Consider the following 19,829-nt stretch of genomic DNA (forward strand, 5'->3'; position numbering starts at 1 on the left):
CCGAATTTCGACGCCGGCGCCAGTGAAACGGAAAGGGAACGTGGTATAGCGGCGGGATGGCCGACGCCGCTCCGGCACCCGCCGACCTTGCCGCCGATCTCCTGCCGCCGCGCTTCCGCGAGTGGTTCGCCGGCCGCGGCTGGAGCCCGCGCGCGCACCAGCTCGAAATGGTGGCCCGGGCGCGCGCCGGCCGCGACGCCCTGCTGATCGCGCCCACCGGCGGCGGCAAGACCCTGGCGGGCTTCCTGCCCAGCCTGATCGAGCTGTCTGAACGGCCGCCGGCCAATACCCCGCGCGGTCTCCACACCATCTACATCTCGCCGCTCAAGGCCCTGGCCGTGGACGTGGAGCGCAACCTGAATGCGCCCATCGCCGAGATGGGGCTGCCCATCGTGGCCGAGAGCCGCACGGGCGACACCGGGGTCAGCCGCCGCCAGCGCCAGCGGGTGAAGCCGCCCGACATCCTGCTGACCACGCCCGAGCAGCTGGCCCTGCTCTGCGCCTGGGAGGGGGCCCGGCTCTATTTCGAAGACCTGCGCTGCGTGATCCTGGACGAGATCCACACCCTGCACGCCTCCAAGCGCGGCGACCTCCTGGCGCTGGACCTGGCTCGGCTGCAGCAGCTGGCCCCGTCGATGCGGAGGGTCGGCCTGAGCGCCACGGTCGACGACCCGGAGGTGATCAAGGCGTGGATGGGGCGGCATGGCCACGGGACGCCCCCTCCGGCGCTTCGCGCCACCTCCCCCGCCATCGCGGGGGAGGAGCGAGGGACCAGCTCCTCCCCTGTCGCGAAGACGACGGGGGAGGTGGCGGCGCAGCCGACGGAGGGGGCCGCCGCCATCGACCTCGTCCGCGGGCCGCCGGGGGCCGAGCCGGTGGTGGACGTGCTGTTGTCGGAGGGCGTGGTGCCATGGGCGGGGCACACGGCCCAGCACGCCATGGCCGAGGTCTACGAGGCGATCAGGAAGGCGCGGATCGCCCTGGTGTTCGTCAACACGCGGTTCCAGGCCGAGTTCGCGTTCCAGGAACTGTGGCGGCTGAACGAGGACGGCCTGCCCATCGCGCTCCACCACGGCAGCCTGGCGGCCGAGCAGCGGCGCAAGGTGGAGGCGGCGATGGCCAAGGGCCAGCTGCGGGCCGTGGTCTGCACCTCCACCCTCGACCTCGGCATCGACTGGGGCGACGTGGACCTGGTGATCCAGCTCGCCAGCCCGAAGGGCGCGTCACGGATGGTCCAGCGGATCGGCCGCGCCAACCACCGCCTGGACGAGCCCAGCCGCGCGCTGTTCGTGCCGGCCAACCGCTTCGAGATGCTGGAGTGCCAGGCCGCGCGCGAGGCCATCGCCGAGAACAAGCTGGACGGCGACCCGCCGCGCGTGGGCGCGCTGGACGTGCTGGCCCAGCACGTCATGGGCTGTGCGGTCTCCGAACCCTTCGACATGCTGGCGCTGTACGACGAGGTCCGCTCGGCCGGCCCCTATCGCGACCTCATCTGGGAGGACTTCGAACAGGTCGTCGATTTCGTCTCCACCGGCGGCTACGCGCTCAAGACCTACGACCGATTCCGACGCATCGTGCGGCTATCCGATGGCCACTGGAAGGTGCGGGACCTGAACGTGGCGCAGAGGCACAGGCTGAACGTGGGGGCGATCGTCTCGCCGGCGATGCTGGCGGTGCGGATCGCCAGCCGGCGCGGCCAGCCGGGCCGCAAGCTGGGCGAGATCGAGGAGGGCATGCTGGAGATGCTCGACCCCGGCGACACCTTCATCTTCGGCGGCCAGACCTGGGCGCTGGTCGGCATCACCAACATGGACGTGCTGGTGCGCCCGGCGGTCGACAAGGACCCGAAGATGCCGTCGTGGGGGTCGTCGAAGTTCGCGCTCTCCACCTACCTGGCCAAGCGGGTGCGCCAGCTGATGTTCGACGAAGCCCACTGGCGCGTGCTGCCCGACGACGTGCGCGAATGGCTGGAGCTGCAGAAGGACCGCTCGCTGATCGTGGCCGAGGACGAGATGCTGCTGGAGACGTTTCCGAAGGGCAGCCGAAACTTCCTGGTCTGCTACCCCTTCGAGGGGCGGCTGGCGCACACCACGCTGGCCATGCTGCTGACGCGGCGCCTGGAGCGGCTGGACGTCGGGCCGCTGGGCTTCGTGTGCAACGACTACGCCATGGCGATCTGGTCGCTGGAGCCGATGGACGGCCTGGATTTCGACGAACTGTTCGCCGAGGACATGCTGGGCGACGACCTGGAATCGTGGCTGCAGGAGAGCTTCATGATGAAGCGCGCCTTCAAGGGCTGCGCGATCATCTCGGGGCTGATCGAGAAGCGCTTCCCGGGGCAGGAACAGAAGACGGGCCGACAGATCACCTTCTCCACCGACCTCATCTACGACGTGCTGCGCCGCCACCAGCCGGACCACCTGCTGCTGCGCTGCGCGCGGGCCGACGCGGCCACCGGCCTGATCGACGTGGCGCGGCTGGGCGAGATGCTGACCCGGATCAAGGGCCGCATCCGGCACTCGGCCCTGGACCACCTGTCGCCGTTCTCGGTGCCCATCCTGCTGGAGATCGGCAAGGAGACCTCGCCGGGCGGCGCGCGCGAGCGCATCCTGGCCGAGGCCGAAGCCGACCTGATCGCGGAGGCGAGCCGGTGAACCGCACCGCGAAGATGCTCCCCCCCAGGGGGAGCTGTCCCGAAGGGACTGAGGGGGGTTCCGCTCAGAACGCCGCGGCGGCGCCCCCCTCCGTCGGCTGCGCCGACACCTCCCCCAGAGGGGGAGGATCACCCCCCGCCTTCGCCATCGGCCCCTGCGGCGGGCTGGAGGTGGCGGTGCGCGGGACGCCCGTGATGCTGCGGACCTCCGGCGCGCTGTGGATCGAGGCGGCGCGGACCCTGGTGGTGGCCGACCTGCACCTGGAGAAGGGCTCGGCCTACGCCTCTCGCGGCCAGATGCTGCCGCCTTACGACACCCGCGAGACCCTGGGCCGGCTGGAGGCCGAGGCCGCGGCGCTGTCACCCGACGCCGTCGTGCTGCTGGGCGACACCTTCCACGACCGCAAGTCCGAGGACCGGCTGGCGCAGGACGACGCGGCGCGGCTGGCGGCGCTGGCGCAGGGGCGGCGGCTGGTCTGGGTGGTGGGCAACCACGACGCCGACGGGCCGCGCGCCCTGCCCGGCGAGACGGTCGACGAGATCGCGGTGATGGGCCTGACCCTACGCCACGAGCCGCAGCCCGGGCCCCAGCCCGGCGAGGTGGCCGGCCACCTGCATCCGGCCGCCCGGGTGCGCGCGCCGCGCGGGACGGTGCGCCGCCGCTGCTTCGTCACCGACGCGGAGCGGCTGATCCTGCCGGCGTTCGGCGCCTATGCGGGCGGGCTGAACGTGCTGGACCCGGCCTTCGCGGGCCTGTTCGTCCGCCCGCCGCTGGCCGGCGCCCTGGCCGCGAACCGCGTCCGCGCCATCGGCTGGCGGCAACTGGCGGGGGACTGAGCGCGCTGGACTCGCCCGCGCCGCGGGGCGATCCTCCGAAAGCCGGGTGCGAACCTGCGGGCGCGACACCGCGTGGGCCCTGGCGGGAGGAACACCATGGCGGTGATGGCGCTGACCAAACACGTGCCCGTCGAGCAGACGCGGCGGACCGAATATTCCACCTTCAAGGTCACCCCGATCTCGCCCCACATCGGCGCGGAGATCCGCGGCCTTGACCTCGGGAACCTGACCGGCGCGCAGCTCGCCGACATCCGCCAGGCCTGGGCCGACTGGATGGTGCTGGTGTTCCGCGACCAGAGCCTGACGCGCGACCAGCACAAGGCCTTCGCGCACAACTTCGGCCGCCCGCACATCCACCCGATGAACGTCCACCGGCCCGACCAGGACCCCGAGATCCTGGTGGTGAAGACCACGGCGAAGTCGCCCTACACCGCCGGCGAGGGCTGGCACACCGACGTGAGCTGCGACGCCATCCCGCCGCTGGGCTCGGCGCTCTACATCACCGAGACGCCGGAATGCGGCGGCGGAGACACCCTGTTCGCCAACATGTACATGGCCTGCGAGATGCTCTCGCCGGCGATGCGGGCGTTCCTGGCGCCGCTGAACGCCGTGCACGACGGGGCCGCGCCCTATGTGGGCAGCTACAAGTCGACCCCGCCCGAGGGCGGCTATCCGCGCCACGAGCATCCGGTGATCACCCGCCACCCCGACACCGGGCGCGAGGTGCTCTATGTGAACTCGGGCTTCACGACGAAGATCTCGGGCCTGCACCCGTGGGAGAGCCGCGCCCTGCTCGACGCCTTCTTCAACCTGCTGAAGAACGAGCCCAAGCTGCACTGCCGGGTGCGCTGGGAGCCGGGCACGCTGACGCTCTGGGACAACCGCTGCACCCAGCACCATTCGGTGTGGGACTACTATCCGTTCAGCCGCTACGGCGAGCGGGTGTCGGTGATCGGCGACGAGGCTCCGTCGCGCTGACGCCGGAACCTCCCCCGGCGAGTCCCGTTGCCAAGTCGTGGCGACGGGAGATCGACAATCATGACGCTGGGCGACAACGGCAGGGCTGAAACCGCGACGAAATGGGCGGTGCGCGCGCTCGGAGCCGTCCTCGCGCTGATCGGGCTGGTCCTCGCGGGCGGCGGAGCGTGGCTCGCCGCCGTCGGCGGGTCGCCCTACTACCTGCTGGCCGGCGCGGCGCTGATCGGTTCGGGCGTGCTGCTTTGGCGGCTGAGCCTGCTGGGTGCGGCGGTCTACGCGCTCACCTTCCTGGCCACCGTCGTCTGGGCGCTCTGGGAAGTCGGCCTCGACGGCTGGGGCCTGATCCCGCGCCTGTTCGGGCCGGCGGTCCTGATGGCCCTCGTCCTGTGGGCGGCCGCCGGGCTCGTCGCCCCGGCGCGTCGCGCGATCGCCTGGCTGATCCTGGGCGGGTTCGTCGTGACCGCCCTGGCGTTCTCGGTGGGCGTCTACGCCGTCGATGGACCGAAGCGCGCCGCGCCCCTTCCCGGCCCCCGCTTCGCCATGAGCGAGCCGTCGCTGCACGCGGCCGGCGCCGACTGGCCCGCCTATGGCGGCACCTACAGCGCGCGGCGCTATTCCCCGCTCTCGCAGATCACCCCGTCCAATGTGGGCCGCCTGGAACGCGCCTGGGTGTTCCACACCAACGACCTGCCGAGCGCGCAGGCCAAGGGGACGTACGGGGCCGAGAACACGCCCCTGAAGGTCGGCGACACGCTCTATGTCTGCACGCCGAAGAGCATCGTCTATGCGCTCGACGCCGCCACCGGCCGCCAGCGCTGGCGCCACGATCCCAAGGTCCCGGACGAATGGATTCCCTACACCGCCGCGTGCCGGGGCGTGGCCTACTATGCGGTTCCCGCCGCCGCCGCGGGCCAGGCCTGCGCCACGCGCATCATCTGGGGCACGCTGGACGGCCGGGTGATCGCCGTCGACGCCGAGACCGGCGCGCCCTGCGCCGACTTCGGCCAGGGCGGCGAGGTCGACGCCAAGGCCGGCATGGGCCCGGTCACCCCCGGGCTGTTCTCCATCAACTCGCCCCCGACCATCGTGCGCGGCACGGTGGTCGTCGGCCACCAGGTGCTGGACGGCCAGAAGCTCGACGCGCCGTCGGGGGCGATCCTCGGCTACGACGCCGTGACCGGGGCGCTGAAATGGTCGTGGGACCCGCAGGCCGGAACCCTGCCGGGCCTGCCGCCGGCGGGCCGCATCTTCCCCCGCGGCACGCCCAACAGCTGGACGAGCGCCTCGGGCGACGAAGCGCTGGGCCTCGTCTACGTGCCCATGGGCAATGCGGCGGTCGACTACTGGAGTTCGAAGCGCACGCCGCAGGAGAACGCCGTGTCGAGCGCCCTGGTCGCGCTGGACGCCGGCACGGGCGAGGTCGCCTGGGTGTTCCAGACCGCGCATAAGGACGTCTGGGACTACGACCTGGGCTCCCAGGCGACGCTGGCCGACTACCCCACGCCGGGCGGCCTCGTCCCGGCCCTGATCCTGCCCAGCAAGCAGGGCGAACTCTATGTGCTCGACCGGCGCACCGGCCGGCCGCTGACCAAGGTGGAGGAGCGCCCCGTCCCGCAGGGGGGCGTCGAGCCGTCGCAGCGCAGCTCCACCCAGCCCTATTCCGGCTTCCACAGCCTGGCGAAGCCGAGGCTGACCGAGGCCGACATGTGGGGCATGTCGCCGATCGACCAGATGGCCTGCCGCATCCAGTACCGGCTGGCCGAGTACAGGGGCCCCTATACGCCGCCGACCACCCGCCGGCGGTGGATCGAGTATCCCGGCTATAACGGCGGCTCGGACTGGGGCGGCGTCGCCGTCGACCCGGTGCGCGGCGTGATCGTGGCCAACTACAACGACATGCCCAACTACAACCGCCTGATCCCGCGCGAGGTCGCCGACCGGAAGGGCTGGGCGCCGCGCGGCGACGCGCGCGGCGGCAGCCTGGGCGGCGGCGCGGAAGGCGCGGGCGACCCGCAGATCGGCGCGCCCTATGCGATCCAGGTGAACGCGGGCTGGCGCCTGCCCTTCACCGGCCTGCTCTGCAAGGAGCCGCCCTACGGCGGCATCCGCGCCATCGACCTGGCCACCGGCAGGACGCTGTGGGATCGCCCGTTCGGCACGGCGCGCCGCAACGGCCCGTTCGGCATCCCCAGCCACCTGCCCTTCCACATCGGCACGCCCAACAACGGCGGGGCGGTGGTGACCGCGAGCGGGGTGATCTTCATCTCCGCGGCGACCGACGACCTGATCCGCGCCATCGACCTGAAGACCGGCAAGACCCTGTGGAAGGCCAAGCTGCCCGGCGGCGGCCAGGCCACGCCGATGACCTACGAGATCGGCGGGCGCCAGTACCTCGTCATCATGGCCGGCGGGCACCACTTCATGGAGACCCCCGTCAGCGACGCCCTGGTGGCCTACGCCCTGCCGGCCAAAGGCTGATCGCGCAGGGCTCGGTGTCCTTGCGTCCCGCGCGGTCCGGCCGCAGGCTGCGGGAAAATCGCGCGGGGAGACGCCCATGGACATCGACTGGCCGACCTTGGTCGCCGACCTGGAACAGCTCTTGAAGCTGCGCTCGATCCCGTTCGGGATGAAGCTGTTCGCCGACCGGGCCGAGATGGAGGCGATCCCGCGCATCCGCCGGCCGCAGAACGTCCACACCCTCGACCAGGTGGTGGGCCAGGCCGCCCGCCTGGGCTGGACCGTGGGCATCACCGCCGACGACCTCGTGGGCGCCCAGTGCCGGGCCGTGGTCGGGCTGGGGAACGCCAAGACCCCTGAGTGGAAGTCGGGCAAGCACATGACCGGCGTCTGGTTCGAGACGATCGAGGACGCCACCGACCACCAGGCCGCCATGCACTGCGTGCCGGACGGCCAGTTCGAGGCCCTGGCGGTGGGGCCGCTGGCGTCGGGCAAGCTCGGCGACCCCGACATCGCGCTGTTCTACGCCACGCCCGGCGCGATGATCTATTTCATCAACGGGCTGCAGTGGGCCGGCTACAAGCGCTTCGACTTCTCGGTGGTGGGCGAGAGCGCCTGCGCCGACAGCTGGGGCCGGGCGCTGACCAAGCGCGAGCCCAGCCTGTCGATCCCCTGCTTCGCCGAGCGCCGCTACGGCGGGGTGCTGGACGACGAGATGCTGATGGCCACGCCGCCGGAATATCTGCTGAAGGCGGTGATCGGCATGCGCGCCCTGTCGAAGAACGGCTTCCGCTATCCCTTCCCGCAATACGGCGTGCAGCAGGACGTCCGCGCCGGCATGGCGGTGAGCTACGGGAAGGGGTAGGGCGCGCGCCGCTCCATTGGTGTCATCCCGGTTTGCGCCGCAGGCGCAAGGCCGGGACCCATGAGCGCCGATGGCCCTTGAAGATGCGCCGGCATCGCCGCCCAGACGCCTTCTCAGTCCGCCCGCGCTTATGGGTCCCGGTCTTCGGCTTCGCCGAAACCGGGATGACACGAAGAGTTTGGGCGAACGTCCTTGGAGCGCCCCTCACTTCCCGCAGTTCGGCCCGTGCAGGCTCAAGCACAGCGCCTCGCCACCGGCCGGGATCTTCCCCGTCTTGTCCAGCACGCCGTCGAGGCGGAGGTTGGCGATGGACGGCCCGGCCTGGGTCACGCTGACCCACATGATGTGGTCGAAGGCGCCGGGCGTGGCGTTGTCGGCCCAGCCGCCGCCGGTGGTGCCCAGCGTGATGTAGTCGTGGCCGTCGCGGGTCGTGTGGCTGTAGCGGTGGATGTGGCCGTTCAGCAGGGTGTAGTCGCGCCCCTTCAGCGCCGCCTCGATGCGGCCCAGGCCGCCGGGGCCCGGCCGGCGCCAGACCGGCTTGTGCATCAGCAGCACCGTCCAGCGCGCCTTGGGATTGGCGGCGATGACACCCTCGAAATAGGCCGACTGCGCCTCGCCGATCTCGCCCACCTTGGCCTCCAGCAACGAGGCGTAGGGCAGCTTGGCGGCGGCGGCCGGATCCTTGTCGACCAGCTTCAGATAGTCGTCGCGCATCCGGTAGATCTCGGCCATGCGCGCCTCGGAATAGTCCTCGGTGTCGAGCACCAGGAACAGCACGCCCTTGTAGCTGAAGTGGTAGTAGCGCGGGCCGTAGCGGCGCTCCCACACGCGGCGCTGGGCCAGGCTGGTCAGGTCGTGGTTGCCGCCTACGTGGAAGTAGGGCGCGCTCAGGCCGCCGAGCCGCGCGTCGAACTGCGTCCACTCCTTGTCGATTTGCGCCTCGTCCTCGGTCCCGCCCTCGATCTGGTCGCCGACGGTGATGACGAAGGCCGGATGCAGCAGCGCCAGGTCGGCCACGGCCACGTCGAAGACGCCGTTGCGGTAGCCGGACTCCAGGTCGGTGACCACGGCGAAGGCGAAGTCGCCCGGCGCGTCGTCGAACGCCTTGTCGGTCCAGGGCGCCGGACCCTTCAGCGGCGGCGGCGTGAAGTCGGCCGCCTGCGCCGGCGCCAGGGCGGCGAGCAGCAACGCGGCGACCGCCGCTCCGATCCTTGCCAGGCGCATGGTCCCCTCCTCCATCAAGTCAGCGAAGCTTAGCGGCCCCCTCTCCCCCCGCGAAGCGGAGAGGGAGAGGGTGGGACTCCCTCTCGTCATCCCGGCCGGAGCGCTCGCAAGAGCGCGGAGAGCCGGGATCCAGCCGCACGGCGTCGACGCTGCCCTATCGCTTCATCTGCATCTGAGCTGCTGGGTCCCGGATCTTCGGGCGCTGCGCGCCCTGCGTCCGGGATGACGCCGGAAGAGGTGACAAGCGCGCTTCCCGCCTCTATGTAGCCCGCATGATCCTCGCCGCCGGCCAATATTACTTTTGGTACTTCGGCTACCCGACGCCCCTGGCGCCGGCAGAGGATCGTTCGGCCTGACGACTGAGACAGCCGAACCTTCCCGCAGCCGCCAGGGATCTGGCGGCTTTTTTCATGGCCGCCGCCCCGCACCCACCGGAGCCGACCATGACCCGCCCTACCGACGACCTTCGTATCCAGAGCCTCGACATGCTGAGCCCGCCGGCCCAGGTGATCGGCGAGGCGCCCTCCACCTCGATGATCCAGGAGGTCGTCAGCGACGGCCGCAAGGCCGCCCAGGCCATCCTGCACGGGCATGACGACCGCCTGCTGGTGGTGATCGGCCCCTGCTCGATCCACGACCCCCGCGCGGCGATGGACTACGCCCGGCGGCTGGTGGTCCTGCGCGAACGCCACGCGGACGAGCTGGACGTGATCATGCGGGTCTACTTCGAGAAGCCGCGCACCACGGTGGGCTGGAAGGGGCTGATCAACGACCCGGGCCTGGACGGCGGCTTCGCCATCAACGACGGCCTCAGGCTCGCGCGCCGGCTGCTGCTCGACATCAACGCGCTGGGCCTGCCGGCGGCCTGCGAGTTCCTGGACGTGACCACGCCGCAGTACATCGCCGACCTGGTGGCCTGGGGCGCGATCGGCGCGCGGACGACCGAGAGCCAGATCCACCGCGAGATGGCCTCGGGCCTCTCCTGCCCGGTCGGCTTCAAGAACGGCACCAACGGCGACGTGAAGATCGCCGTCGACGCGGCGCTGGCGGCTTCGCACCCGCACCGCTTCCTGGCCGTCACCAAGGAGGGCCGCGCGGCCATCGCCACGACCACCGGCAACGCCGACGCCCACATCGTGCTGCGCGGCGGCAAGCAGCCCAACTACGACGCCGCCTCCATCGCCGCCGCGGCGGCCGAGCTGGCCAAGGCCGGCCTGCCCGAGCGGCTGGTGATCGACGCCAGCCACGCCAACTCGGGCAAGGACCATCGCCGCCAGCCCGGCGTGGTCGCCGACATCGCCGCCCAGATCGCCGGCGGCGAGCGGCGCATCGCCGGCGTGATGGTCGAGAGCCACCTCGTGGAGGGCCGCCAGGACCACGTGGCGGGCCGCGCGCTCACCTACGGCCAGTCGATCACCGACGCCTGCATCGGCTGGGACGACACCGTGGCGGCGCTGGAGACCCTGGCCGGGGCGGTGAAGGCGCGCCGCGAGGCGGGCGCGGCGGTGACGGCGGCTGGCTAGGACGGCGGCGCGGCGTGGACGTTCTGTTCACCTTGTGGCGCTAGGGTCGTCGGCATCGCGTGATCCCAGGGAGGGAGCGCCATGTCGATCAGCCGAACCAACTCCGTCAGACGGACCTCGGGCGAGCATTTCGAGCCCGACGAGTCCATCGACCACAAGGCCCAGCGGCACCTGCGGGGGCTGCTGGAGAAGATCGACTACACGGCCTACTCGGCCAACCGCCGGGTGCTGGGCCAGGCGATCGGCGCGGCCGACGTGGTGATGTTCGAGCGGCTGGGCCTGGCTGCCGCCGTGGCCCGCGCCCGCTGGGTCGCCACGGCGCTGGCGGCCTCCGACCCGGCGCACCCGCCGACGCGCCAGCAGATCGACGAGCTGGCCTTCCAGCGCGCGGCCTTCGAGGAGCTGAGCGAGGCCTACGAGGCCCTGCGCCGGATGGTCGAGCGCGGCTACCTGGCCTTCCCCGAAGCGACTTCCGACGAGGCGTAGGCCCCGGTAGGCTGGCGGCCGCCGTCGACGGAGGCCCCGCCATGTGCCGCAACATCAAGACGCTGTTCAATTTCGAGCCGCCCGCCACCGACGAGGAGGTGCGGGCCGCCGCGCTGCAGTTCGTGCGTAAGCTCTCGGGCTTCAACAGCCCGTCGAAGGCCAACCGCGCCGCGTTCGACGCCGCGGTCGAAGAGGTGTTCGCCGCCGGCCGCCGCCTGCTGGACGGGCTGGAGACCCAGGCTCCGCCGCGCGACCGCGAGGTCGAGGCCGAAAAGGCCAAGGCGCGATCGGCCGAGCGGTTCGGGCGGGTGCCGGCGTAGGCGCGGCCCGAGCACACGCGGAAAGCGACGATGACACGCCCGCGGCGCGAGCGGGATTGACCGCTGGCGAGCCGGCATGGAACGCAACCTATCAGCGCGCCCACCTGGCGCGCAGGTGGGGGAGTTCACAGTGTCCAGAATGCTTGCCGGCGCCGTCATCGCGTGCGCCCTGATCGCGACGTCGGCCCACGCGGCGGCCCAGCTCGACCAGGCCGACATTCCGGAGGCGGGGCCGATTCCGACCGCCTCAGCGGGTTACGCGATCTCCGATGGGTTCGCCTACGGCCAGACTTTCACGGCGGGATTGACCGGCCGCCTGACGCGGGTCGACCTGGCGATCTTCGGGACCCAGTACGATGTGACCGGCGAAGGATTCAGCATTTCGCTCGAGCAGACACCGGGTGTGACGCTGTACTCCAGTCATTTCAACTTCACCGACGTCGCGGACCCCTACCTCAACGACTGGTCCCAGGCGTTGCGGATGGATGTGACGGATCCGTCCCTCCAAGTGACGGCGGGGCAGGCCTATCGGATCCTGCTGACGCCTGATGTCGGCGCTACCGCGCCGGCCATCGGCTGGCTCATTCAGTTCGACAACACGGCGCTGACCTATGCCGGCGGCGATGGGTTCGCCCAGGTCGGCGGCGTCGAGTACAGCTATCCGGATGTCGACTACGGCTTCCGCATCTATGTCGAGACGGCGGTCCCCGAACCCGCGACCTGGGCCCTGATGCTGCTGGGCTTCGGCGGCCTCGGCTGCGCCTTGCGGGGACGGCGCAGCCTGGCGGCCTGACCGCCTACCGCCCCTGGAACACCGGCGCGCGCTTCTCGAGGAACGCGCGGCGGGCTTCCTGGCCGTCCTGGCTGCCGAAGGCCTTGCGGATGTTGTTCACCTCCAGGCGCAGCTGGTCCTCCATCGAGGTCCCGGCCGTGGCGCTGACCATGCCGCGCTTGAGCAGGCGCAGGGTGATCGGCGACCAGGCGCAGAGCTGGTCGCAGTATTCCTCCAGGCGGCCCGCGAAGGCCGCGTCGTCGGCCACCTCGCCGGCCATGCCCAGGGCCACGGCCTCCTCGCCCAGCACCGTGCGGTTCTCCATCATGAAGCGCATGGCCTGTTCGTAGCCCATGGCCTGGGGAAGGGTGATGGTGAGGCCCGCGTCGGGCGAACCGCCGATGCGGGTGTAGCCGGCCATCAGCCGCGCGCTCTTGGCCACCAGCCGCACGTCGCACGACATGGCCAGACCCAGGCCCGCGCCCACGGCCACGCCGTTGACCCCGCCCACCACCGGCTTGTCGCAGCGCTTGCGGATCGCCAGCAGGAAATTGCCCACCCAGCCGATGTCGTCGAGCTGGGCGGTCATGGCCGTCTGCGGCGTGTAGGGCTTGGCGTCGGGGGAAAGGTCGAGGCCGGCGCAGAAGGCGTCGCCCGAACCGGTGATCGCCACCACCCAGACGTTGTCGTCGGCGGCCGCGGCGTCGACCGCCTCGATCACGCCCCAGGCCAGCTCCTGGCTGAGCGCGTTCTTCTTCTCCGGGCGGTTGAGCGTGATGGTGCGGACGTGGCCGCGATCCTTGATGCTGACGACTGCGGCCATGGCGGCGGTTCCCCTTCGTTCGTTGGGGTGAGCATAAGGGCGCGAGGCCCGCCCGCGAAGCCTCACCTAGCGTCACGGCGAACCTCGGCTAGAACCGGGTGACGCCAGCTTCCGAAGGTTCGACCATGCAGTACGACGAGGTGGTCAAGGGCCGCCGCAGCATCCGCGGCTACAAGCCCGACCCCGTCCCCAAGGCCCTGATCCGCGAGATCCTCGAGGTGGCCATGCGCGCGCCGTCCTCGATGAACACCCAGCCCTGGAACTTCCACGTCATCACCGGCGAGCCGCTCGACCGCATCCGCGCCGGCAACACCGAGCGCAACCTGGCCGGCGTGCCGCATTCGCGCGAGTTCCGCATCGGCCAGCCCTTCGCCGGCCCGCACCGCGAGCGGCAGGTCGAGGTGGCCAAGCAGCTGTTCGGCGCCATGGGCATCGCCCGCGAGGACAAGGAGGGCCGCCAGGACTGGGTGCTGCGCGGCTTCCGCCAGTTCGACGCCCCGGTCTGCGTGATCATCACCTACGACCGGGTGCTGGACGGCAGCGACGACACCCCCTTCGACTGCGGCGCGGTCACCAACGCCCTGGTCAACGCCGCCTGGAGCCGTGGCCTGGGCGCGGTGATCAACAGCCAGGGCATCATGCAGTCGCCCGTGGTGCGCGAGCACGCCAACATCCCCGACGACCAGGTGATCATGAAGGCCATCGCCCTGGGCTGGCCCGACGACAGCTTCCCCGCCAACGCCGTGGTCTCCAACCGCAAGAGCGTCGACGAGGCGGCGACTTTCCTCGGCTTCGACGACTGACCTCCCCCATCGCGGCAGCGATGGCGGGAGGGGGACCGTCGGCCGAGGCCGCAGGCCGAAGAGCCGATGGTGGAGGGGGCAGGCCCCGAGCGCGGCGCTTCAACCGCCAATCGTTCCCTTGTGGACGGCCGCTCGCCCCCTCCACCGCTCGCTCTGCGGCGAGCGGTCCCCCTCCCGCCGCGTACCGCGGGGGAGGTAGCGACCTCGCCCGGGCGGCCGCATACTTGCGCAAAATCTGAGGGAGAACGCGCGATGGGGCTCGACGGCAAGCAGGTGCTGGTGATCGGGGGCGGGTCCGGGATCGGGTTCGCGGTGGCCGAGGGGGCGGCGGCCGAGGGCGCGGCCGTGACCATCGCCTCCACCAACGCCGAGCGGTTGGCCGAGGCGGCCGCGAAGCTGGGCGGCGACGTCCAGGCCGCCGCCCTCGACATCACCGACGAGCCGGCCGTCCAGGCCTTCTTCGCCGGGCGCGGCTTCGACCACATCGTCACCACCGCCGGCGACTGGGGCGGCCCGCGCCGCGCCGCGCTGGCCGACATGGACATCGCCGGCCAGGCCGCGATCTTCAAGGTGCGGTTCTGGGGCGCGCTGACGGTGGCCAAGCACGGGGCGGCGGCCCTGTCGCCCGGCGGCTCGCTCACCCTCACCGGCGGCATGATCGCCCACAAGCCGGCCAGGGGTTCGGCCGCCTCCACCGCCATGGCCGGCGCCATCGAGTTCCTGACCCGGGGCCTCGCCGTCGAGCTGGCGCCCCTGCGGGTGAACTGCGTGTGCCCCGGCTACATCCTCACCGGCGTGTGGGACTCGATCCCCGCGGCCCAGCGGGAGGCGCGGCTGGCGGGGCTGGCCGCGGGCCAGCTCATCCCCCGCATCGGCGAGCCGGCCGAGGCGGCGCAGGCCTATCTCTACGCCATGAAGGCGGGCTTCACGACCGGCCAGGTGCTCTACGCCGAAGGGGGACTGGCGCTGGGCGGCTAGCACTACCCAGATCGGGGAATCCTGCAACTCACGGTTCCTGTTGGGGAATCGCCGGATCGGATACCTCTGGTTCCCGCACCGGGGGGTGTCGCCACGGCGGGTGGCGAAAACGAAAACAAAAGGGATCGGGGCTCTGGAAACGCGGCGGGGAACAGCCTCTCGGCCGATCGGACGACGCGACGCCGCATGATCGAAACTGCGGTACGGTCGGCGTTCGAGGGCATGACGGTCAGCGGCCGCGGCGACGCGGGCGCGCTGGCCGCGGGCCTGCGCGTGGAGGTGACCGGCCTGGGCCTGCGCGCCCTGGCGGCCAAGCTGCTGCACGTCGCGGTCTGCGCGCCCATCCGCCTCGTCGACGTCTACGACAACGCCGCCCGCGGCTGGCTCACCGGCGAGCCCTATGCCCTGGGCACCCGCAACACGCGCGGCGTCGAGCCGCCCGACGCGTTCTGGCAGGCCTTCTGGACCCTGCTGGAACAGCCCATCGAGGCGCGACGACGAACCAGCTTCACAATAGAGACCATGCGGTTGGCGGGCCTACTCGACCCCCAGCTCGAGGCCCGGGTCGCCGAAGCCGCAAAGCGGCGCCCGGGCGTGACGGAAGCCGCAAGCACCGGCCGGCGTGACTCCTTCGACCCGAAGGCCCTTTCCGTCTATCCGCCCAGCACCCTGGGCGGCGCGGTGTGCCGCGAGGCCACGGTCCGCGGCGAGCTGGGCCGGCTGGTCACCCCGGCGGACCTCGGCCTGGAGGCCATGCCCCCGCCGCTGGACTACCTGAACGCCCGCACCCTGGAGTGCCACCTGGTCTGGGCGGTGGTGGCCGGCTATGGCGCGGCCCAGCTCGACGAGCTGGCGCTGGCGGCCTTCCAGGCGGGCCAGTTCGGGCACCACTACGCGACCCTGCTGCTGGGCCTGACCATGACCACCGTGGCCTTCGACCGGCCGCCGGGGCTGCAGATCGTGCTGGAGAGCGTGTTCCGCGGCTGGCGGCACGGGCGCGAGACGCCGCTGCTGCTCGACGTGCCGTGGAGCACGATGTGGGACCTGCCGCTGGAGGCGGTGCGCGAGAAGCTGGGCGTGAAGCCCTTCCCCTCCCCCCTCTCCGCCGCCGCCGCCCAGGCCGCCGCCGAACGCGACCGGGACTGAGGGGGGCGGCTACTCCCTCGTCATCGCCCGGCTTGTCCGGGCGACCCATGGACACGGACGTTCCGCAATCCGGCCGCCGCGCCCAGGCCTTCGCGCACGGCGTTCATGGGTGGCCCGGACAAGCCGGGCCATGACGCACGGATTTTCGACCCCGGAACCAGGCCCTCCGCTCGTCCCCCCACCGCCATGCGCCTCACCACCCGGTCTCCTCCCGGGGCCGATAGAGCCGGGGCGTGATCCGCCCGCGCCGGGCCTCGATCGCGCGCAGCGCCTTGTTCGCCGCCGGGATGCCCGTGCCCCGGACATTGTCGATCACCTCGTCGCGGGCGCAGTCCAGGCCCACGCCGCGCCGGCGGCAGGCCTCGGCGTAGGCCCAGGCCAGGTCGTCGTGCCTGCGCAGCCAGCGGTACCAGGCCTTGGCGGTGGGCATGCCGGGCCGGCCCAGCACCTCGCTGAGCGCCGCGCCGTCCTCCACCGCGATCAGCACCTGGTCGGCCCAGACGGGGTCGTAGGTGCTGGGCTGCCCGCCCCGCTTCGGCCGCCGATGGGCCGCGCGCACCGCCTGCTTGGTCTCGGCCAGGGCCAGCCGCTCGCGCGCCACCGCCGCCCCGAACTCCGGGACCATCTTCATCCAGCGATAGACCGTGCAATAGGCGGGCATCCGCGGATCGGCGACGATCGCCTTCATCGTGTGGCCCTCGCCGATCCGCTTCAGGATCAGCCGGCCCATGGCCCAGGTGAAGGCGGTGTCCTTGTGGCCGGACGCCTTGTCCATCGGCGGGATCGGCCAGTGGCGGGAGGTCTGGAAACGCCAGTCGGTCATGCCCGCGAGGCTAGCGGGCGGGTGCGTCAGGAGCGGACGTGGGGCTTGACAAATGTTCTTATATTGTTCTCAGTCTTACCTCCCCACCACAGGCGGCGGGGGGTATAATGGACCGTTCAGCCGATGGGCCGTGGCTTGTCAGGCGCCGACCAGCCCGGAGGAAGGGGTTCACCATAACCTTCGGGCTTCTTGTACCAGGAGCCATGGGCGAAACGGCCGGTAGCGCCCCTAAAGCCCAAGATGTACCAGACCTCGATCATGTAATCGCCCGTGCGGTCCCGATCTTCGGTCGCAAGCCAGCCGACCTTCTTCATTCCTCGCCCGATATCTCTGGAGACGACCCGCGCCTGGATCGGTCCGTCCGGCAAGGCGAGCAGGTTGTCGATCACGTTGTTGACTGCCGCTGTGGCCTTGATCCGGTCCTCTTCAGACTCCGCGCCCGTGTACCCCAGCGGCGGGTAGTCGTGTGGCTGGAACTTCTTCTCCGCCCTCAAACGCTCAAGCATCACGCGCTTCTGCGGCGTCAGTTCCGCCACCTCTGTCGATGCTCGGGGTAAGGCGCGCCAATGGGCAAACCCGAGCCAACCAGCAACGCCAAGGCCTAGAACCAAGACAACCAGGAGGAGCTTGAGCATGCTGATAGGTTAACCTTGCTGACACCCACTCGCGAGTCGACCGTGGCTGCGCCAGCGAAAACCCCGCCGGCTCTCGCCGACGGGGCTCCGAAGTCTCGGCTTGTGGCTCGCCCCCTCCACCATCGGCTCTTCGGCCGATGGTCCCCCTCCCCCGTAAACGGGGGAGGCAGGGCGGCGCCCCTTAGTACCCCTGGATCTTCGCGTACCGATCCCGGTGGTAGGCCTGGTTGCCGAAGGCGGCTTCGCAGGCCCGGGCGCGCTTGAGGTAGAAGCCGGCGTCGTGGGCGTCGGTCATGCCGATGCCGCCGTGCATCTGGACCATCTCGTTGGAGACGAGGTGGAAGGTGTCGCCCATCTTGGCCTTGGCCAGGCTGACCAGCTCCGGCACGTCGGGGCTGTCGGCGTCGATGGCCGCCAGCGCCGCCTCCACCGCCGAGCGGGAGAGTTCGAGGTCGGTGAACATCTTGGCCGCGCGGTGCTGCAGGGCCTGGAAGCTGCCGATCACCTGGCCGAACTGCACGCGGGTCTTCAGGTAGTCGAGGGTGACCTCGAAGGCCTGGACGGCGGCGCCCAGCATCTCGGCGGCGATGCCGGCGCGGGCGCGGTCGAGCACCTTCTCCAGCAGCTCGGCGCCGCCCGAGAGCTTGTCGGCGTCGGAGACGGCCACGTCCTTGAAGGTGACGTTGGCGGCGCCCCGGCTGTCGGCGAGGTTCAGTTTGGTGCGCGTCACGCCGGGGGCGTCGGCCTTCACCAGATAGAGCTCGACCTTGCCGCCGTCCTTGGCCGAGACGATCAGCAGGTTGGCCGCCAGGCCTTCCAGCACGAAGGTCTTGGTCCCGTTCAGCTTGCCGCCGGAAACGGTGGCGTCGACCTTCTCGGGCTTGTGGTGCGGGCCCTCGTCGACGGCCAGGGTGGCCACGGCCGACCCGTCGGCCAACTTGGGCAGCCACTCGCTCTTCTGGGCGTCGTTCCCGCCCAGGATCAGGGCCGAGGCGGCGGTCAGGCCCGAGGCGATCAGCGGGCTGGCGGTGAGCGTGCGGCCCAGTTCCTCCAGCACGAGGCCGAGGGACAGGTAGCCGAAGTTCGATCCGCCGTATTCCTCGGGGATGATCACGCCGGCCCAGCCCATCTCGGCCATCTCGTTCCAGGCGGCGGCGTCGTAGCCGATGTCCACCCCGCTATCGCGCATCTTGCGGAAGGCGGTGACGGGGGACTTTTCCTGCACCCAGCTCTTGGCCGCGTCGCGCAGCATGCTCTGTTCTTCGGTCAGAACGGCCATATCGGTTTTTCCTCTCTCAATCCTCGTCGCGCGGCCCAGCGGACGGCGCGGGTTTCAAATCGCTCCCACCTTCGTCATCCCCCGGCTTGTCCGGGGGACCCATGAACGCCGCCGGTCCAGGCTAATCCGCGGCGCCGGCGTTCATGGATGGCCGGGACAGGCCCGGCCATGACGGAAGGTGTTGAGCCGTTGGGTCGAATTCATCACTTCGCTTGCGTAAGGTCAGGCAAGCCCAGGATGCGCTTGCTGACGATGTTGGACTGCACCTCCTGGGAGCCGCCGAAGATCGTGAAGGCCTTGCCGTAGAGCCAGGCGCGGACGGTCTCGAGCTCGGAGCGGTCGAACTCGTCGCCCTCCCAGCCCAGGCCCTGGTGGCCCATGATCTCCAGCGTCAGCTCGTGGCGGTCCTGGGCGATCCAGGTGCCGGCGTTCTTCATGATCGAGGTGGCGGCCGAGGGGCCGGAATTGCCCTTGGCCTCGGCCATCACCCGGAACGCGGTCTGCTGGAAGACCTTGGTCTCCATGGCGTTGCGGATGATCCGGTTGCGCAGGTCCTGGTCGTCGATGCGGCCCTGCTCGTCGACGCCGACGTACTTCTTGGCCAGGTCGGCCAGCGAGGGGCCCATCATGCCGCCGCCGCCGCCCATGCCGGAGATGCCGCTGCGTTCGTGCTGGAGCAGGCGCTTGGCGATGGTCCAGCCGCCGTTCAGCGGGCCGACCAGGTCCTTCTTCTCGGCGCGGGCGTCGGTGAAGAAGGTCTCGCAGAAGGGCGACTGGCCGTTGATCAGCAGGATCGGCCGTACCTCGACGCCCGGCTGGTGCATCGGGAACAGCACGAAGCTGATCCCCTCGTGCTTCTTCGACGTGTCGGTCCGCACCAGGCAGAAGATCCAGTCGGCGTATTGCGCGCCGCTCGTCCAGATTTTCGAACCATTGATGATGAAGTGGTCGCCCTTGTCCTCGGCGCGCGTCGACAGGGCGGCCAGGTCGGAGCCGGCGCCCGGCTCGGAGAAGCCCTGGCACCATTGCAGGTCGCCGCGGCAGATCGGCGGGATGTGCTCCTGCTTCTGGGCCTCGGTGCCGTACTCCAGCAGCGTCGGGCCGAACATCATCACGCCCATGCCGCCGATCGGGTTGTAGGCGCCGGCCCGGGCGAACTCGCCCTGGATCACCCGCGCCTCGGCGCCGGAGAGCCCGCCGCCGCCGTACTGCTTGGGCCAGGTGGGC

18 protein-coding genes are annotated in these 19,829 nt (G+C 70.9%); 12 read left to right on the plus strand and 6 right to left on the minus strand.

The genetic code is table 11. From position 1 onward, the window contains the following. Positions 1-56 precede the first annotated feature (56 nt). From GC203_RS01790 to GC203_RS01810, 5 genes are all read left to right on the plus strand, one after another. Positions 57-2,654: a ligase-associated DNA damage response DEXH box helicase gene (locus GC203_RS01790; RefSeq protein WP_293450725.1), complete on the plus strand. Its 2,598-nt coding sequence runs from the start codon at positions 57-59 to the stop codon at positions 2,652-2,654. 176 nt (positions 2,655-2,830) lie between these two features. After that, positions 2,831-3,490: a ligase-associated DNA damage response endonuclease PdeM gene (gene pdeM / locus GC203_RS01795; protein WP_293450727.1), complete on the plus strand. Its 660-nt coding sequence runs from the start codon at positions 2,831-2,833 to the stop codon at positions 3,488-3,490. Between the two features lie 96 nt (positions 3,491-3,586). Then, complete coding sequence (locus tag GC203_RS01800) at positions 3,587-4,468, plus strand: TauD/TfdA family dioxygenase (protein ID WP_293450729.1); 882 nt, start codon at positions 3,587-3,589, stop codon at positions 4,466-4,468. Between the two features lie 60 nt (positions 4,469-4,528). Next, positions 4,529-6,946, plus strand: coding sequence for a membrane-bound PQQ-dependent dehydrogenase, glucose/quinate/shikimate family (locus tag GC203_RS01805; protein WP_293450731.1), 2,418 nt, complete (start codon positions 4,529-4,531; stop codon positions 6,944-6,946). Between the two features lie 76 nt (positions 6,947-7,022). Next, on the plus strand, positions 7,023-7,790 hold the full coding sequence (locus GC203_RS01810) for a DUF169 domain-containing protein (RefSeq protein WP_293450733.1): 768 nt from the start codon (positions 7,023-7,025) through the stop codon (positions 7,788-7,790). 204 nt (positions 7,791-7,994) lie between these two features. On the opposite strand, the gene GC203_RS01815 is transcribed toward GC203_RS01810, so the two are convergent. Further along, positions 7,995-9,014 carry a metallophosphoesterase gene (locus GC203_RS01815; protein ID WP_293450735.1) on the minus strand — a complete coding sequence of 340 codons (1,020 nt, stop codon included), beginning with the start codon at positions 9,012-9,014 and terminating at the stop codon, positions 7,995-7,997. A gap of 410 nt (positions 9,015-9,424) precedes the next feature. On the opposite strand from GC203_RS01815, the gene GC203_RS01820 reads away from it, so the two are divergent. From GC203_RS01820 to GC203_RS01835, 4 genes are all read left to right on the plus strand, one after another. Next, entirely contained in the window at positions 9,425-10,537 is a 1,113-nt protein-coding gene (locus tag GC203_RS01820; protein WP_293450737.1) for a 3-deoxy-7-phosphoheptulonate synthase, read from the plus strand. A gap of 81 nt (positions 10,538-10,618) precedes the next feature. Further along, positions 10,619-11,023: a hypothetical protein gene (locus GC203_RS01825; protein WP_293450739.1), complete on the plus strand. Its 405-nt coding sequence runs from the start codon at positions 10,619-10,621 to the stop codon at positions 11,021-11,023. A 41-nt stretch (positions 11,024-11,064) separates the two neighbouring features. After that, positions 11,065-11,343: a DUF2277 domain-containing protein gene (locus GC203_RS01830; RefSeq protein WP_293450741.1), complete on the plus strand. Its 279-nt coding sequence runs from the start codon at positions 11,065-11,067 to the stop codon at positions 11,341-11,343. 139 nt (positions 11,344-11,482) lie between these two features. Further along, positions 11,483-12,136 carry a PEPxxWA-CTERM sorting domain-containing protein gene (locus GC203_RS01835; protein ID WP_293450743.1) on the plus strand — a complete coding sequence of 218 codons (654 nt, stop codon included), beginning with the start codon at positions 11,483-11,485 and terminating at the stop codon, positions 12,134-12,136. A 4-nt stretch (positions 12,137-12,140) separates the two neighbouring features. Here GC203_RS01835 and GC203_RS01840 read toward each other — a convergent pair whose 3' ends face one another. Next, the gene (locus tag GC203_RS01840) at positions 12,141-12,938 is read right to left on the minus strand and encodes an enoyl-CoA hydratase/isomerase family protein (RefSeq protein ID WP_293450745.1); all 798 of its coding nucleotides are present in this window, start codon (positions 12,936-12,938) and stop codon (positions 12,141-12,143) included. Between the two features lie 98 nt (positions 12,939-13,036). On the opposite strand from GC203_RS01840, the gene GC203_RS01845 reads away from it, so the two are divergent. From GC203_RS01845 to GC203_RS01855, 3 genes are all read left to right on the plus strand, one after another. Beyond that, complete coding sequence (locus tag GC203_RS01845; protein WP_293450747.1) at positions 13,037-13,741, plus strand: nitroreductase; 705 nt, start codon at positions 13,037-13,039, stop codon at positions 13,739-13,741. A 252-nt stretch (positions 13,742-13,993) separates the two neighbouring features. Beyond that, entirely contained in the window at positions 13,994-14,719 is a 726-nt protein-coding gene (locus tag GC203_RS01850) for an SDR family oxidoreductase (RefSeq protein ID WP_293450749.1), read from the plus strand. Positions 14,720-14,905: 186 nt separating this feature from the next. Beyond that, positions 14,906-15,865 carry a Coq4 family protein gene (locus GC203_RS01855; protein WP_293450751.1) on the plus strand — a complete coding sequence of 320 codons (960 nt, stop codon included), beginning with the start codon at positions 14,906-14,908 and terminating at the stop codon, positions 15,863-15,865. Positions 15,866-16,058: 193 nt separating this feature from the next. On the opposite strand, the gene GC203_RS01860 is transcribed toward GC203_RS01855, so the two are convergent. From GC203_RS01860 to GC203_RS01875, 4 genes are all read right to left on the minus strand, one after another. Then, complete coding sequence (locus GC203_RS01860; RefSeq protein ID WP_293450753.1) at positions 16,059-16,688, minus strand: hypothetical protein; 630 nt, start codon at positions 16,686-16,688, stop codon at positions 16,059-16,061. A 116-nt stretch (positions 16,689-16,804) separates the two neighbouring features. Further along, a complete protein-coding gene (locus tag GC203_RS01865) occupies positions 16,805-17,323 on the minus strand; it encodes a DUF4844 domain-containing protein (protein ID WP_293450755.1) in 519 nt (172 codons plus the stop codon). 181 nt (positions 17,324-17,504) lie between these two features. Further along, a complete protein-coding gene (locus GC203_RS01870; RefSeq protein ID WP_293450757.1) occupies positions 17,505-18,602 on the minus strand; it encodes an acyl-CoA dehydrogenase family protein in 1,098 nt (365 codons plus the stop codon). A 203-nt stretch (positions 18,603-18,805) separates the two neighbouring features. After that, the coding region (locus GC203_RS01875) for an acyl-CoA dehydrogenase family protein (RefSeq protein WP_293450759.1) at positions 18,806-19,829 on the minus strand (1,024 nt) is incomplete at its 5' end.

This window comes from Phenylobacterium sp. (genome assembly GCF_016124325.1).
Taxonomy (GTDB): domain Bacteria; phylum Pseudomonadota; class Alphaproteobacteria; order Caulobacterales; family Caulobacteraceae; genus Phenylobacterium.